We start from the raw sequence: 16320 nt of genomic DNA, 5'->3' as shown, positions 1-16320 counted from the left end.
GGTCCTCGGGGGATCGGGGGACCAGGTTCGCGGCGGGCAGTCTCATCGGGGTCCGTAGACTGCCCGCCGTGAACCAAACCCCAGACCCCGCAGAACTGCCGTCCCAGTACACGCCGGCCGACGTCGAGAGCCGCCTCTACCAGCGCTGGCTCGACGTAGGCGCGTTCACTGCGGACGCGGGCAGTGAGCGGCCGCCGTACACGATCGTCATCCCGCCGCCGAACGTCACCGGCTCACTGCACCTGGGGCACGCCTTCCAGCACACGCTGATGGACGCGCTGACCCGCCGCCGCCGGATGCAGAGCTACGAGGCGCTGTGGCTGCCCGGCATGGACCACGCCGGCATCGCCACCCAGACCCTGGTGGAGCGGCAGCTGGCCGAGGAGGGCAAGAGCCGCTACGACCTGGGTCGGGAGGCCTTCGTCAAGCGGGTCTGGGCCTGGAAGGAGCAGTACGGCGGCCAGATCCTCGGCCAGATGCGTCGCCTCGGCGACGGCGTGGACTGGTCCAGGGAACGGTTCACCATGGACGAGGGCCTGTCCAGCGCCGTCCTCACCATGTTCAAGCGGCTGTACGAGGACGACCTGATCTACCAGGCCGAGCGGATCATCAACTGGTGCCCGCGCTGCCGTACGGCGCTGTCCGACATCGAGGTGGACCACAAGGACGTCGACGGCGAGCTGGTGTCGCTGCGCTACGGCGACGGCGACGACTCGGTGACCGTCGCCACCACGCGTGCGGAGACGATGCTCGGCGACACGGCCGTCGCCGTGCACCCCGACGACGAGCGCTACCGGCATCTGGTCGGCAAGCGGGTCACGCTGCCGCTGACCGGGCGCACCATCCCGGTGGTCGCCGACCCGCACGTGGACCCGGAGTTCGGCAGCGGCGCGGTGAAGGTCACGCCGGCACACGACCCGAACGACTTCGAGATCGGTCGCAGGCACGACCTGGAGTCGGTCACCATCATGGACGAGCGCGGCCAGATCACCCTGCCTGGTCCGTTCGAGGGCCTGGACCGGTTCGAGGCGCGGCCGGCGGTGATCGCGGCGCTGCGCGAAGAGGGCCGGCTGGTCGAGCAGCGCTCGCACACGCACGCCGTCGGGCACTGCTCGCGGTGCGAGACGGTCGTCGAGCCGCGGCTGTCGCTGCAGTGGTTCGTCCGGGTCGGCCCGCTGGCGAAGGCCGCGGGCGACGCCGTCCGCGACGGCCGGGTGCAGATCCACCCGAAGGAGCTGGAGTACCGCTACTTCGAGTGGGTCGACAACATGCACGACTGGTGCATCTCCCGGCAGCTGTGGTGGGGGCACCGGATCCCCGTCTGGTACGGGCCGGGCGGCGAGGTGGTCTGCGTCGGCCCGGACGACGAGCCGCCCACGGGCGACGGCTGGACACAGGACCAGGACGTGCTCGACACCTGGTTCTCGTCCGGGCTGTGGCCGTTCTCCACGCTCGGTTGGCCGGACGACACGGCGGACCTGCGGAAGTTCTACCCGACCGACGTACTGCTCACCGGCTACGACATCTTGTTCTTCTGGGTGGCCAGGATGATGATGCTCGGCATCTACGCGATGTCGGACGCCGAGGACCCGGCCGACGCCGTCCCGTTCCGTACGATCGCGCTCACCGGGTTGATCAGGGATAAGTTCGGCAAGAAGATGAGCAAGTCGCGCGGCAACACCGTGGACCCGCTGGAGTGGATGGACTCCTACGGCTCGGACGCGCTGCGGTTCACGCTCGCGCGCGGCGCCAACCCCGGGCAGGACGTGCCGATAGGCGAGGAGTGGGTGCAGGGGTCGCGGAACTTCTGCAACAAGCTGTGGAACGCCGCGCGGTTCGCGTTGCTCAACGGCGCGGACGCCGCCGCGCCGCTGCCCCCGGCGGACCAACGTACGGCTGCCGACCGGTGGATACTCTCCCGGCTGCACAGCACCCTGGCGCACGTGGACGAGCTGTTCGAGGACCTGCAGTTCGCGAAGGTCGTCGACACGCTGTTCCACTTCACCTGGGACGAGTTCTGCGACTGGTACCTGGAGATCGCGAAGGTGCAGATCGACCGCGGCGGCCCGGTCGCGGCCGGCACCCAGGCGGTGCTCGGGCACGTGCTCGACCGGCTGCTGCGGGCACTGCACCCGGTCGTGCCGTACGTCACGGAGGAGCTGTGGTGCGCGCTGACCGGGCGCGAGACCGTGGTGACGGCCGACTGGCCGACCGGTGACGCGACCTTCGCGGACGCCGACGCGGAACGGCGGACGGCCACGCTGATCGAGGTCGTCACGGAGATCCGTCGGTTCCGGGCGGAACAGCGGCTGCGGCCGAGCCAGCGGGTGCCCGCCAGGCTCGACCTCGGCGACCTGCCGTTGCACGACGGCGTGGACGCGCTGCGCGCGCTCGCCCGGCTGGACGAACCGGCGGACGACTTCACCGCGAGCGCCACCCTGCAGGTGGCGACCGCGACGGTCGAGCTGGACCTGCGCGGCGCGATCGACGTGGAGTCGGAGCGCGCCAGGCTGACCAAGGACCTGGCCGCCGCTGAACGTACGAAGGCGCAGTCGGAGGACAAGCTGGCCAACGCCAACTTCGTCGAGCGCGCACCCGCCGAGGTGGTGGCGGAGACCAGGAACCGCGTGACCGAGGCCGACGAGGACATCGCCAGGCTGACCGCGCGCCTCGAAGCGTTGGCCGATATCCAATGAGCAGGTTCGAAGAGGTCGACCGGGCGCTGCTGCAGCGGTGGCCGGAGACCCGGATGGAGCCGAGCCTCGACCGCATCAGGCTGCTGATGGACCTGATGGGCGACCCGCAGCGTACGTACCCCGCCATTCACCTGACCGGGACCAACGGCAAGACCAGCACCGCGCGGATGATCGACGCGCTGTTGCGCGGGCTGGGGCTGCGGGTGGGCCGGTACTCGAGCCCGCACCTGCAGACCGTCAGGGAGCGGATCTCGGTGCTCGGCGAGCCGATCGACGAGGAGCTGTTCGTCGCCACGTACGACGAGGTGCTGCCGTACGTCGAGCTGGTGGAGCAGCAGCTCGGGCTGCCGATGAGCTTCTTCGAGGTCGTCACCGGCATGGCGTTCGCGGCGTTCGCGGACGCGCCGGTCGACGCCGCCGTGGTGGAGGTCGGGCTCGGCGGCGCGTGGGACGCGACCAACGTGGTCGACGGCCAGGTGTCGGTCTGCACCCCGATCTCGATCGACCACGCGCACCTGCTCGGCGACGACGTCGTGGACATCGCGACGGAGAAGGCCGGCATCATCAAGCCGGGCGGCTTCGTGGTGCTGGCCCAGCAGCCGGTGGCGGCCGCCGAGGTGCTGATGCGCCAGGCCGTCGAGCTGGAGGCGACCGTCGCCAGGGAGGGCCTGGAGTTCGGCGTGCTCAGCCAGGACACCGCCGTCGGCGGGCAGCTGGTGTCGCTGCGCGGGCTGGAGACCACGTACGAGGACATCTTCCTGCCGCTGCACGGCAGCTACCAGGCGAGCAACGCCGCGGTCGCCCTCGCTGCGGTCGAGGCGTTCACCGCTGCGAAGGAGCTCGACATCGAGGTGGTGCGCGACGCGTTCGCCGAGGTGAACGCGCCCGGCCGGCTCGAGGTTGTACGCCGCAGCCCGACGGTGCTCGTCGACTCGTCGCACAACCCGGCCGGCATGCAGGCGACGGTGGCGTCGTTGGGGGAGGCGTTCTCCTTCCAGCGGCTGATCGGCGTCGTCGGCGTGATGAGCGACAAGGACGTGCCCGGCCTGCTCGAGGCGCTCGAGCCGGTGCTCGACCGGGTCGTGGTGACCCGCAACCACTCCGACCGCTCGATGCCGCCGGCCGAGCTCGGCGAGATCGCCGCCGGCATCTTCGGCGACGACCGGGTCACCGTGGTGGAGCGGCTGGACGAGGCCCTCGACACCGCCATCGCGCAGGCGGAGGAGGGGACGGACCTCGTCGCCTCCGGCCTCGGCGTGCTCGTGACCGGTTCCGTGGTGACCGCGGGCGACGCGCGGCTGCTGCTCGGCGGTCAGGTGCGCTAGGGCGTGTCTGACAATGGCGTTCGAGGCGAGCGGCGGCCAGGGCGGTCAGTAGCGGTGGCGGACGAATGGCTCGTATTGGCCATACTTGCCTTGAGGACAACACCGCTAATGGCCGTCATGGGCGTCGCGCAGCCCGGACAGCTGTTGTCAGACGCGCCCTAGCCACGTGAGAGATTGGACGGTGAGCGAGGTGGAGGTGGGGGTCGCGATGTGCGCCACGCGTCGATGGACCTTGTCGCGGCACCTGCCGGAGGCTCGGGAGGAGGCGGTCGCGGTATGACCGAGGCGGCGGCGCAGCGGCGCCCGTGGATCGACGTGAACCGGGTGACCCGGCGCTTCTGCGCGACCATGCTGATCTTCCAGGCGATCGTCTTCGTCTGCGCGGCGCCGGTCGCGAACTCGATCAGCGGCGTCGACCTGGGTACCGCGTGGCTGATCGGCGGCGGCCTCGCTCTCGTCGCCGTCGTGCTGTGCGCGCTGCTGCGCTTCCGCTGGGCGTACTACGCGGGCTCGGCCCTGCAGCTGGTCGCGATCGGCACCGGCTTCGTCGTCCCCGCGATGTTCTTCCTCGGCGTCCTCTTCGCCGCTCTGTGGGTCGCCGCCCTCTGGTGCGGCCGCATCGCCCACCCGCACGAACGCTGACGTCGCAGCGGTTACGCTGGTAGCTCGCCCGTAGCCAGCCGAACTCGTGGAGGACGTACCGTCATGCCCGTCGAGTCGGTGTTCTCGCGGCTGGAGCCGCTGCTCCCGCTGGTGAGCAAGCCGATCCAGTACGTCGGCGGCGAGCTCAACTCGGTGGTCGCCGACTGGGACGCCGCGGACGTGCGGTGGTGCCTGATGTACCCCGACGCGTACGAGGTGGGGCTGCCCAACCAGGGCGTGCAGATCCTGTACGAGGTGCTGAACGAGAAGCCAGGCGTCCTCGCCGAGCGCACCTACGCGGTGTGGCCGGATCTCGAGCGCCTGATGCGCGAGCACGGCGTGCCGCAGTTCACCGTCGACGCGCACCGGCCGGTGCGGGCGTTCGACCTGTTCGGCATCTCGTTCGCCACCGAGCTGGGGTACACGAACCTGCTCACCGCACTCGACCTCGCCGGCATCCCACTGCGCGCTGACGAGCGCGGCGATGACGACCCGCTCGTACTCGGCGGTGGGCACGCGGCGTTCAACCCGGAGCCGATCGCGGACTTCCTCGACGCCGCCGTGCTCGGCGACGGCGAGGAGGTCGTGCAGGCGATCACCGAGGTGGTCAGGGAGTGGAAGGTCGAGGGCCGGCCGGGCGGTCGCGACGAGGTGCTGCAGCGGCTGGCCGCCAGCGGTGGCGTGTACGTGCCGAAGTTCTACGACGTCGACTACCTGCCCGACGGCCGGATCAGGCGGGTGGCGCCGAACCGGCCAGGCGTGCCGTTCCAGGTGCGCAAGTACACCGTCTCCGACCTGGACGACTGGCCGTACCCGAAAGCGCCGCTCGTGCCGCTGGCGGAGACCGTGCACGAGCGGTACAGCGTGGAGATCTTCCGCGGCTGCACCCGCGGCTGCCGGTTCTGCCAGGCGGGGATGATCACCCGGCCGGTGCGGGAACGCTCGATCACCACCGTCGGCGAGATGGTGGAGGGCGGCATCAAGGCGAGCGGCTTCGAGGAGGTCGGGCTGCTGTCGCTGTCCAGCGCCGACCACTCCGAGATCGGCGACATCGCCAAGGGTCTCGCCGACCAGTACGAGGGCAGCAACGTCTCGCTGTCGCTGCCGTCCACCCGGGTGGACGCGTTCAACGTCACACTGGCCAACGAGCTGTCCCGCAACGGGCGGCGGTCCGGGCTGACGTTCGCGCCCGAGGGCGGCTCCGAGCGGATGCGCAAGATCATCAACAAGATGGTCAGCGAGGACGACCTGATCCGCACGGTGACCACCGCGTACGCCAACGGCTGGCGGCAGGTGAAGCTGTACTTCATGTGCGGTCTGCCCACCGAGACCGACGAGGACGTGCTGGCCATCGCCGACCTGGCGAAGCGGGTCATCGACGCCGGCCGCGAGGCGAGCGGGCGGCGCGACATCCGCTGCACCGTGTCGATCGGCGCGTTCGTGCCGAAGCCGCACACCCCGTTCCAGTGGGCGGCGCAGCAGGACGCGCAGACCGTGGACGACCGGCTGAAGCTGCTGCGCGACACCGTCCGCAAGGACCGCTCGTACGGCAAGGCGGTCGGCTTCAGGTACCACGACGGCCAGCCGAGCGTCATCGAAGGCCTGCTGTCGCGCGGTGACCGCAGGGTCGGCGCCGTGATCCGGCGGGTGTGGGAGGACGGCGGCCGGTTCGACGGCTGGAGCGAGCACTTCTCGTACGACCGGTGGGCGGACGCGTGCGCCGAGGTGTTCGGCGACGGCCCGGTGAGCCTGGCCTGGTTCACGGTCCGCGAGCGCGACTCGATCGAGGTGCTGCCCTGGGACCACCTGGACGCCGGCCTGGACAGGGACTGGCTCTGGGAGGACTGGCAGGACGCCGTGAACGAGGTCGAGGTGGACGACTGCCGCTGGACCCCCTGCTACGACTGCGGCGTCTGCCCCGGCATGGACACCGAGATCCAGATCGGCCCCACCGGCAAGAAGCTGCTGCCGCTGACCCCCGTCTGACCTGCGGCGCGGCGTCAGTCGGCGTAGTCCGCAGGGGTGGTGGTCTTGTGCACCGGTAGCCGCCACAGCCGGTCCGCGGTCTTGGCCGCGGCCGTGGGCGCGTCCGGTGGCATGCCGGCGCCCAGCAGCGTCCGGACGTCGGCGAGCGGCGCCAGGTACCTGTGATACGTCTCACCGCCGTTCGGGTCCGGGCGGCGCGCCTCGAACCGGCAGATCCGTCCCACCAGCGCCACCAGCGCGTACGCAGGGGCGCCGGCCGGACAGATCTCCTGGTAGCCGAGGTGCCCCACCTCGGTGACGACGACCTGGTTCTCCTCCCACGCCTCGCGGCGCAGGGTGGCGAACTGGTCGACGTCACCCGGGTTCGGCACGCCGCCCGGCAGCCCCGTCGACCCGTCCGCGTACACCTGGATCAGGCACCGTCCCGTGGTGTCCAGCAAGAACCCGTAGACACTCGCGACGGGCAGATGCGCAGGTACGAGCGACGCGCGCCACGTACAGGAAGGTGCGACAACATCTACCCCAACAGTCACACCAGCACCATAAGTCGCGCGGGTCCGGTAGCTGAGGAGGCGCGCTGACCGTGGCGTAAGGTCGACAGTGCGATGGCCAGGCCACAACCCGATCGAGATGCGGACGTACCGGTCCAGCGGCTGCGCGTGCAGTACGCCAAGCGCGACCGGCTGCGGTTCGTCAGTCACCGTGACTTCCAGCGCGCCCTGGAGCGGGCACTGCGCCGCGCCGCGGTGCCGGTGGCGTTCTCCGCCGGCTTCAGCCCGCACCCGCGGATCTCGTACGCGGGGGCGGCGCCGACGGGAGCCGCCAGCGAGGCGGAGTACTTCGAGCTCGCGGTGACGGCCTGGCAGGAGCCGGCGAACCTGCGCAGCGCACTCGACGAGTCACTACCCGCCGGCTTGGACGTGGTCACCGTGGTGACCGTCGAGCCGGGGCAGCCGAGCCTGCCCGAGCTGCTCGAGGCGTCGTTGTGGGAGATCACACTTTCGCAGGTCACGGCCGAGGAAGCGGGCCGCGCGGTGGCGACCTTCCTGGCCTGCGACGAGGTGGAAGTCGAGCGCAGGACGAAGAAGGGCATCCGTACGTTCGACGCGCGTGGGGCGGTCGTCAGCTGTACGGTCTCGACCCGATCGGCGCGTACCGGCGACGACAACCCCCTTCCTTGTGCGATACTGCACGCAGTGGTCAGGCACGGCACACCTGCCGTCCGCCCTGACGACATGCTTACCGGTATCCGTACCGTGGCCGGTCTGCAGTCGCCGTCACCCGCAGCGGTGACGCGACTCAGGCAGGGGCCACTGGTCTCGGAGACCGGTGAGGTGCTCGACCCGTTCGCCCCAGCGCTTGGGGCGCTCCGCGAGGAATGATCGCGGCTGTGGGACGAGCCGGGAAACGCTTCATCGCGGGCGACTGCTCGTGATGAGAACTACGAGGCGGTCCCCGATCCGGCGCGGAAGACGCGACGAGGGGGCCACAGGGAGACAACAGCATGCTCGAAGACGATGCGCCGGGTGGAGACAACGATGTCGTTGGTCAACCGGCGGAGGTCAACAGCGCAGACGGGGTAACCGAGCAGGACACCGCCGAGCAGGCGCCCGCTGCGAAGAAGACCGCCGAGCGGGCCGTGGCGAAGAAGACGGCCAAGAAGACCGCCAGGAAGCGGGCGACGAAGAAGGCAGCCGCCGCCCCACCGGACGGTGACCCCGCGGCGGCAGCCATGTCGGACCAGACCGGCGACCAGCCGGAGGCGCCGACGGCGAGCTCGGACCCCAGCCACGCCGAAGCAGGTACGCCGGCGGCGGGCGGCAACGGTGCTCAACCGAGCACGTCAGCCGCGGACGAGTCGGCGGGGGCCCGATCGGGCCGCCGTGGTGCTCGGGCGAAGGCAGCAGACGTGGACGAGTTGGCGGCGGCCACCTCGGGCGGCAACGGTGCTCAACCGAGCACGTCAGCCGCGGACGAGCCGGCCGTGACCAGCTCGGCCTCGGATGAGTCGGCGGGGGCCCGATCGGGCCGCCGTGGTGCTCAGGCGAAGGCGTCGGACTCGGGCGAGCCGGCAACCAGGTCGCGTCGCCGCGGTGCCCAGGCGGGCCGCAGCGGTGCCAAGACGGACGCGGCCGACGAGGCGGCGGCCGCGGAAGCGGAGCCGGCGGCCGGTAGTCGCGTTCGGCGGGGGAGTGCCAGCCGCCCGCCGGGACCTCCGGAGCCCGCGGAGGACCCGCGTACGGCGGTGTTCCTGCCGCCGCGGCCGGTGGACCCGCCGGCAGCGCGCGAGGACGACGTCCCCGATGCAGGTGACGAGGCCGACGAGGCCGAGCCCGACACCGCGTCGGTAACCGAGGCAACCGAGGCCGACGACGCCGACGACGCCGATGGCGAGGCCGACGACGACGAGGACCGGCCACGCCGCCGGCGCCGCCGCGGCGGCCGTGGCCGTCGGCGCCGCACCGGCCAGCGGGAGACTGCCGGCCAGGACGACGACAGCGACGACGACAGCGACGACGACACCGACGACGAGGCCGACGGCACCGACGGCGAGTCCGAGACCGCCGCCGAGGACGGTGGCGGCGACCAGGACGAGAGCCGTTCCAGCCGCCGTCGCAGGCGTCGGCGCAGGCGGTCAAGCGGCGGCGGCGGCGAAGCCGCCCCGAGCCCGGACGACCCGCCGAACACCGTGGTCAAGGTCAGACAACCCCGCGAGCAGAACCCCGGCGACGAGGTCACCGCCCTCAAGGGTTCGACCAGGCTGGAGGCGAAGCGGCAGCGCAGGCGCGACGGCCGCGACCCGGGGCGTCGCCGCGCGCCGGTGCTCAGCGAGTCCGAGTTCCTGGCCAGGCGCGAGGCCGTCGACCGGGTGATGGTCGTGCGGCAGGTCGAGGACCGTACGCAGATCGCCATCTGCGAGGACGGCGTGCTCGTCGAGCACTACGTGGAGCGCGGCGCGGCGCAGTCGTACGTCGGCAACGTGTACCTCGGCCGGGTGCAGAACGTGCTGCCCAGCATGGAGGCCGCGTTCATCGACATCGGCCGCGGCCGCAACGCGGTGCTCTACGCCGGTGAGGTCAACTTCGCCGGGGTCGAGCTGGGCAACCAGCCCAAGCGCATCGAGTCGGTGCTCAAGTCCGGGCAGTCCGTGCTCGTCCAGGTCACGAAGGGGCCGGTCGGGCAGAAGGGCGCCCGGCTCACCTCGCAGATCGGGCTGCCGGGCCGCTACTTGGTCTACTCGCCAGAAGGCAGCACCGCGGGGATCAGCCGGAAGCTGCCGGACAAGGAGCGCGACCGGCTGAAGCAGGTGCTCAAGCAGGCGCTGCCGGACGAAGGCGGCGTCATCGTCCGTACCGCGGCCGAGGGCGCGAGCGAGGAAGAGCTCGGCCGCGACGTGAGCCGGTTGGTCGCCCAGTGGGAGACCATCCAGCAGAAGGCGAAGAGCGCCAACGCGCCCGCCCTGCTGTACGAGGAGCCCGACCTCACCGTCCGGGTGATCAGGGACGCGTTCAACGAGGACTTCAGCAAGCTGGTCGTCGCCGGGGAAGAGTCCTGGGAGATGATCGAGCCGTACGTCCAGCACGTCGCGCCACACCTCGCCGACCGGGTCGAGCGGTGGACGGACAGCAAGGACGTGTTCGCGGCCTACCGCATCGACGAGCAGCTGGCCAAGGCGCTCGACCGGAAGGTGTTCCTGCCCAGCGGCGGCTCGCTGGTGGTCGACCGCACCGAGGCGATGACCGTCATCGACGTCAACACCGGGAAGTTCACCGGCCAGGGCGGCAACCTCGAGGAGACCGTCACCCGCAACAACCTGGAAGCGGCCGAGGAGATCGTCCGGCAGCTGCGGCTGCGCGACATCGGCGGCATCGTGGTCGTGGACTTCATCGACATGGTGCTGGAGAGCAACCGCGACCTGGTGCTGCGCCGGCTGGTGGAGTGCCTGGCCCGCGACCGCACCAGGCACCAGGTCGCCGAGGTGACCTCGCTCGGCCTGGTGCAGATGACCAGGAAGCGGATCGGCCAGGGCCTGCTGGAGGCGTTCAGCAAGCCGTGTGACTGCTGTGACGGCCGCGGCCTGCACGTCTCGCTGGAGCCGGTGGAACCCGAGCGCAGCAGCGGCAGCGGCAGCGGCGGCGGTGGTGGCGGCGGCCGTGGCAAGGGCAAGCAGGGCGGCGGCTCGTCCGGCAAGGGCAAGAAGCAGAACCAGAACCAGCAGAAGAACCGCGACAGCGCGGAGAAGATCGCCGCCATCGCGGCGGCCAGCGGCTAACCTGCGGTCACCCGGCCGCGACGGCCGGCAGCCGCGGCGAGCCGGGTTGCCCGGTTGTGCTGGCCGGCGGTTGGGTCGCGGTCGGCTGGTCCCGGCGGCCAGCGGCTAGCCCGCGGGCGACCGGGACCGCCATCGCGGCGGTCACCGGCTAGGCCGGGCGGTCGAAGCGGTAGACGTAGTGCTTGCGGTCGTCTATGGGGTTGTCCGGCTCCAGGTCGCCGGTGCCTGCCCGGGTGGCGCCGGCCTTCTCCAGGGCGCGCCAGGACGCGCGGTTGGCGGCGACTACCGCGACCAGGACCGCGGGGGCGGTCGGGAAGTCGTGCCAGGTGCGGGCGACGATCGCGGCGATCATCGCGCTGCCCAGTCCCTTGCCGACGCGGTCCGGGCCGGCGAGCAGGTAGTCGATGGTCACGGTGCCTTCTGGCACCTCGACGATGCCGGCGAAGTCGGCGAGGTACTGCGGGTAGTCGATCAGCCGGGACCGCTGCACGAGCCCGACGGGCTGGCCGTCGACCACGGCGAGCAGGTCCTCGGACGCCTCCTCACCCCTCGCCGTCGGGCCGAAGTCGCGCTCGACGGCGTCCGGTGCGGTCTCGTGGTTCCACCACCGTGCGATGTGCGGCTCGGCGAGCCACTTCGCCAGCAGTGGGAAGTCGGCGGGCACCACGCGGCGCCAGGTGAACCGCGGGGCCCCGGTGGCAGCCATGCGCCGAAGGTAACAGTATCCTGTGACAGGTAGCGGCGATCGCCGCCGACGACCCTCGATTCGCCGTGGTGGGGGTGGCCCGCTACTATGGATCACCGGCCCGCCTGCTGCGGGCCACCGTCGACGTGCTCGACGTCGGCGATGATCTTTCGATCGACCAAGGAAGAGAGTTCGCGGTGTACGCGATCGTCCGTGCTGGCGGCCGTCAGGAGAAGGTGGCGGTCGGTGACGTGATCACCCTCGACCGCGTACCTGCGGAGCCGGGAGAGCAGGTCAGCCTGCCCGCAGTGCTCGTCGTCGACGGTGACAAGGTCACCTCCGAGCAGAGCAAGCTCGCCTCGTGGCAGGTGACCGGTGAAGTGGTGGAGCACGAGCGGGGCCCGAAGATCCGCATCATGCACTACCGCAACAAGACCGGCTACAAGCGCAGGCAGGGCCACCGGCAGTCGCTGACCAAGGTCAAGGTCACCGGCATCGAGACGGGGAAGTGACATGGCACACAAGAAGGGCGCAAGCTCCAGCCGCAACGGTCGCGACTCCAACGCGAAGCGGCTCGGCGTGAAGCGGTTCGGCGGGCAGGCCGTGAACGCCGGCGAGATCCTCGTGCGGCAGCGCGGCACCAAGTTCCACCCGGGCGACGGCGTCGGCCGGGGCAACGACGACACGTTGTTCGCGCTGGTCGCGGGCAGCGTCGAGTTCGGCACCCGGCGGGGTCGCCGCACCGTCAACATCGTCGCGCCACCGGCGGAGTAGATCCGCCGCGCGCACAGGCAGCTCCCACGAGGCGGGTCGGAAGCATTCCGGCCCGCCTCGTCGCATGTTCGAAAGGATCCATGTGAGCAGCTTCGTCGACCGGGTGGTGGCGCACGTCACCGCCGGCAACGGCGGGCATGGCTGTGCCTCCATCCACCGGGAGAAGTTCAAGCCGTTCGGCGGGCCGGACGGCGGTAACGGCGGCCGCGGCGGCGACGTCGTGCTGGTCGTCGACCCGGGCATCACAACGCTGCTCGACTACCACCACCGGCCGCACCGCAAGGCGACCAACGGCAAGCCGGGCCAGGGCTCGAACCGGTTCGGCGCGGACGGCACCGACGTGGTGCTCGCCGTGCCCGACGGCACCGTGGTCAGCACGGCGGACGGCGAGCAGCTCGCCGACCTGGTCGGAGCCGGCACCCGGTTCGTGGTGGCGAAGGGCGGCCGCGGCGGCCTCGGCAACGCGGCGCTCGCCTCGCCGCGCCGCAAGGCGCCCGGGTTCGCGCTGCTCGGCGAGCCGGGGGAGAGCCTGGACGTAGTGCTCGAGCTGAAGACCGTCGCGGACGTCGCGCTTGTCGGGTTCCCGAACGCCGGCAAGTCGTCGCTCGTCGCCGCGCTTTCCGCGGCCCGGCCGAAGATCGCCGACTACCCGTTCACCACCCTGGTGCCGAACCTCGGCGTGGTCGACGCGGACGGCTTCCGCTACACCGTCGCGGACGTGCCAGGCCTGATCCCCGGCGCGAGCGGCGGCAAGGGGCTCGGTCTGGAGTTCCTCAGGCACGTGGAACGCTGCCACGCGCTGGTGCACGTGATCGACTGCGGCACGCTCGAGCAGGGCCGCGACCCGCTCAGCGACCTGGACGTCATCGAGGCCGAGCTGGCCGCGTACGCCGCCGACGGCATCGCGCTGAACGACCGGCCGAAGCTGGTCGCGCTGAACAAGGCGGACGTGCCGGAGGCGAAGGAGCTGGCCGAGTTCGTCCGGCCGGACCTGGAGGCCAGGGGCTACCGGGTGTTCGTGGTGTCGGCGGCGAGCCACGAGCAGCTGCGTGAGCTGTCCTTCGCGATGGCCGAGCTGGTGAAGGAGGCGCGCGCCAGCCTGCCGGCCCCGCAGCCGACCAGGACGGTGCTGCGGCCGCGCGCGATCGGCGAGGCGCCGTTCACCGTCACCGAGGAACCGGACATGTTCGTCGTTCGCGGTGTGCAGCCGGAGCGGTGGGTGCGGCAGACCGACTTCGGCAACGACGAGGCGGTCGGCTACCTCGCCGACCGGCTGGCCAGGCTCGGCGTAGAGACCGCGCTGATGGAGGCCGGCGCCACGCCCGGCTGCGACGTACGCATCGGCGACGGCGACGACGCGGTGATCTTCGGCTGGGAGCCGACGCTCGGCGCCGAGCTGGAGGAGGCCCGCGGGCCGCGCGGCAGCGACGTCCGGCTGGACGACCCCGGCCGCAGGCGGCGTACCCGCGACGACGGGGCGGACGACGGATGAGGGACGACGTCGCCCAGGCGAACCGCCTGGTGGTGAAGGTCGGCTCGTCGTCGCTGACCACCAAGGACGGCGGTCTCGACCAGGCCAGGTTGGCCGGGCTCGTGGAGGTGCTCGCGAAGCACCGGATGGCCGGGACGGAGGTGGTGCTGGTCTCGTCGGGCGCGATCGCCGCGGGCCTTGCCCCGCTGCGCCTGACCAGGCGCCCACGGGACCTCGCGACCCAGCAGGCGGCGGCGAGCGTCGGGCAGGGGCTGCTGCTGGCGCGCTACACCGCCGAGTTCGAGCGGTTCGGCCTGCGCGTCGGCCAGGTGCTGCTGACCGTCGACGACGTCACCCGCAGGCAGCACTACCGCAACGCGCACCGCGCGTTCGCCCGGCTGCTCGACCTCGGCACGGTGCCGGTGGTGAACGAGAACGACACGGTCGCCACGCAGGAGATCAAGTTCGGCGACAACGACCGGCTCGCGGCGCTCGTCGCTCACCTGGTGCACGCGGACGCCCTCGTCCTGCTCTCCGACGTGGACAGCCTCTACGACGGCGACCCGCGGCGCCCTGGCACGAAGCCGATCGAGACGGTCAAGTCGGTGACGGAGCTGCGCAACGTACGGGCCGGTCGCGGCAGCGCCTCCGGGCTGGGCAGCGGCGGGATGGCCACCAAGGTGGAGGCCGCCGCGATCGCCACGTCCGCAGGGATCCCCGTCGTGCTGACCTCGTCGGAACGGGCCGGTGCAGCCCTCGACGGCGAGCGGGTGGGCACGTACTTCACGGTGACCGGGCGCCGGCAGCCCACCCGGCTGCTGTGGCTGCGGCACGCCACCGAGCCCCGCGGCAAGCTGCTGCTCGACGACGGCGCGGTCGCGGCGGTCGTGGAGCGGCGTACGTCGCTGCTGCCGGCCGGCGTGGTGGCGGTGGAGGGCGGTTTCGTCGCCGGCGACCCGGTGGACCTCTGCACCCGCGACGGCGTGCCGGTCGCGCGCGGCCTGGTGAACTACGCCGCCGACGAGCTCCCTGCGCTGCTCGGCCGGTCCACCCGCTGGCTGGCCAGGGAGCTCGGCGCGGAGTACGAACGCGAGGTCGTGCACCGCGACGGCCTCGTCATCTTGCGGAAGGCACCGGACCATGGCTGACTGTGCTCGGAGGTTCCCATGACTGACGTGTCCACCATTGCCGGGAGGTCCCGGGCGGCCGCCGTCGAGCTGGCGCCGGTGACCAGAGCGGTCAAGGACGAGGCGATGTGCCTCGTCGCGGACAGCCTGCTCGAACACCTCCCAGGCATCCTCGCGGCCAACGCCGCCGACGTCGAGCGGGCCAAGGAGGCCGGCGTCACCGACACCGTCGTCGACCGGCTCACCCTCGACCGCGCGCGGGTGGCGGCGATCGCCGACGCCGTACGGCAGGTCGCCGGCCTGCCCGACCCGGTCGGCGAGGTGGTGCGCGGCTCCGTGCTGGCGAACGGGCTCGAGCTGCGGCAGGTGCGGGTGCCGTTCGGCGTGGTCGGCATCATCTACGAGGGCCGGCCGAACGTCACGGTCGACGCCGCCGCGCTGTGCCTGAAGAGCGGCAACGCGGCGCTGTTGCGCGGCTCGTCGTCGGCGTACGACACCAACCGCGCGCTCGTCGAGGCGCTGCGCGCGGCGCTGGAGAAGGCCAACCTGCCCGCGGACGCGGTCCAGCTGCTGCCGGCGGAGCGCTCGGCCGTGCACGACCTGATGCGCGCCCGCGGCCTCGTCGACGTGCTGATCCCGCGCGGCGGCGCCGAGCTGATCGACACCGTGGTGACCGAGTCGACGGTGCCGGTGATCGAGACCGGCGTGGGCAACTGCCACGTGTACGTGGACGCCACCGCCGACGTCGAGATGGCCGTGCGGCTGGCCGTCAACGCGAAGGCGCAGCGGCCGAGCGTCTGCAACGCCGCGGAGACGCTGCTCGTGCACGAGGACGTCGCGGCGGAGTTCCTGCCGGCCGCGCTGCCGGCACTGCACGACGCGGGCGTGACGCTGCACGCGGACGACGCGGTCGCCCCGTACGCGGCAACGGCCGGCGTACCGGTCGTGCCAGCCACCGACACGGACTGGGACACCGAGTACCTCTCCTACGACCTCGCGGTGGGGATCGTGCCGTCGCTCGACCAGGCGGTGGCGCACATCCGCAGGCACGGCAGCGGCCACACGGAGGCGATCGTCACCGGCTCGCAGCCGGCGGCCAGGCGGTTCGTCGCCGCCGTGGACTCGGCGGCTGTGATGGTGAACGCGTCCACCCGCTTCACCGACGGTGAGGAGTTCGGCTTCGGCGCGGAGATCGGCATCTCCACGCAGAAGCTGCACGCCAGGGGACCGATGGGCCTGTCCGAGCTGACGTCCACCAAGTGGGTGGTCGTCGGCGACGGTCACATCCGCGAGTAGCCCTGGCCCACGCCGCGCGCCGCGCTCTATCGTTGACCCGGCCGT

13 protein-coding genes are annotated in these 16320 nt (G+C 71.6%); 11 read left to right on the top strand and 2 right to left on the bottom strand.

The window, feature by feature from the left end:
* The first annotated feature begins 68 nt into the window (after positions 1–68).
* From GEV07_16810 to GEV07_16795, 4 genes are all read left to right on the top strand, one after another.
* Positions 69–2696, top strand: a complete 2628-nt coding sequence (locus GEV07_16810) for a valine--tRNA ligase (protein ID MQA04307.1) — start codon at positions 69–71, stop codon at positions 2694–2696.
* On the top strand, positions 2693–4021 hold the full coding sequence (locus GEV07_16805; protein MQA04306.1) for a dihydrofolate synthase: 1329 nt from the start codon (positions 2693–2695) through the stop codon (positions 4019–4021). The genes GEV07_16810 and GEV07_16805 overlap by 4 nt, the downstream gene beginning before the upstream one ends.
* A 225-nt stretch (positions 4022–4246) precedes the next feature.
* Positions 4247–4663: a DUF4233 domain-containing protein gene (locus GEV07_16800; protein ID MQA04305.1), complete on the top strand. Its 417-nt coding sequence runs from the start codon at positions 4247–4249 to the stop codon at positions 4661–4663.
* Between the two features lie 63 nt (positions 4664–4726).
* Positions 4727–6649, top strand: a complete 1923-nt coding sequence (locus GEV07_16795) for a TIGR03960 family B12-binding radical SAM protein (protein MQA04304.1) — start codon at positions 4727–4729, stop codon at positions 6647–6649.
* A gap of 14 nt (positions 6650–6663) precedes the next feature.
* Here GEV07_16795 and GEV07_16790 read toward each other — a convergent pair whose 3' ends face one another.
* Positions 6664–7089: a hypothetical protein gene (locus GEV07_16790; protein ID MQA04303.1), complete on the bottom strand. Its 426-nt coding sequence runs from the start codon at positions 7087–7089 to the stop codon at positions 6664–6666.
* A 165-nt stretch (positions 7090–7254) separates the two neighbouring features.
* On the opposite strand from GEV07_16790, the gene GEV07_16785 reads away from it, so the two are divergent.
* A complete protein-coding gene (locus tag GEV07_16785) occupies positions 7255–8031 on the top strand; it encodes a DUF2344 domain-containing protein (protein MQA04302.1) in 777 nt (258 codons plus the stop codon).
* A gap of 122 nt (positions 8032–8153) precedes the next feature.
* The gene (locus GEV07_16780) at positions 8154–10922 is read left to right on the top strand and encodes an Rne/Rng family ribonuclease (GenBank protein ID MQA04301.1); all 2769 of its coding nucleotides are present in this window, start codon (positions 8154–8156) and stop codon (positions 10920–10922) included.
* Between the two features lie 148 nt (positions 10923–11070).
* Here the strand turns inward: GEV07_16780 and GEV07_16775 are convergent, their stop codons facing one another.
* Positions 11071–11628 (bottom strand): GNAT family N-acetyltransferase, encoded by a 558-nt coding sequence (locus tag GEV07_16775; GenBank protein MQA04300.1) that lies wholly within the window; start codon positions 11626–11628, stop codon positions 11071–11073.
* Positions 11629–11804: 176 nt separating this feature from the next.
* Between GEV07_16775 and rplU the strand changes: the two genes are divergently transcribed.
* The 5 genes from rplU (at position 11805) to GEV07_16750 (ending at position 16275) form a co-directional block, all read left to right on the top strand.
* Positions 11805–12119, top strand: coding sequence for a 50S ribosomal protein L21 (rplU, locus tag GEV07_16770; protein MQA04299.1), 315 nt, complete (start codon positions 11805–11807; stop codon positions 12117–12119).
* A gap of 1 nt (position 12120) precedes the next feature.
* Positions 12121–12381 (top strand): 50S ribosomal protein L27, encoded by a 261-nt coding sequence (rpmA, locus tag GEV07_16765; protein MQA04298.1) that lies wholly within the window; start codon positions 12121–12123, stop codon positions 12379–12381.
* Positions 12382–12463: 82 nt separating this feature from the next.
* Positions 12464–13873 carry a GTPase ObgE gene (obgE, locus tag GEV07_16760; protein ID MQA04297.1) on the top strand — a complete coding sequence of 470 codons (1410 nt, stop codon included), beginning with the start codon at positions 12464–12466 and terminating at the stop codon, positions 13871–13873.
* Positions 13870–15000: a glutamate 5-kinase gene (locus tag GEV07_16755; protein ID MQA04296.1), complete on the top strand. Its 1131-nt coding sequence runs from the start codon at positions 13870–13872 to the stop codon at positions 14998–15000. Before obgE ends, GEV07_16755 begins: the two co-directional genes overlap by 4 nt.
* Positions 15001–15018: 18 nt before the next feature.
* The gene (locus GEV07_16750; GenBank protein ID MQA04295.1) at positions 15019–16275 is read left to right on the top strand and encodes a glutamate-5-semialdehyde dehydrogenase; all 1257 of its coding nucleotides are present in this window, start codon (positions 15019–15021) and stop codon (positions 16273–16275) included.
* Positions 16276–16320: the final 45 nt, after the last annotated feature.

Source organism: Streptosporangiales bacterium (assembly GCA_009379825.1).
In the GTDB taxonomy this organism is placed as follows: Bacteria; Actinomycetota; Actinomycetes; order Streptosporangiales; family WHST01; genus WHST01.
The sequence above is the reverse complement of the archived record's forward strand: the minus strand, read 5'-3'. Positions and strand labels throughout refer to the sequence as shown.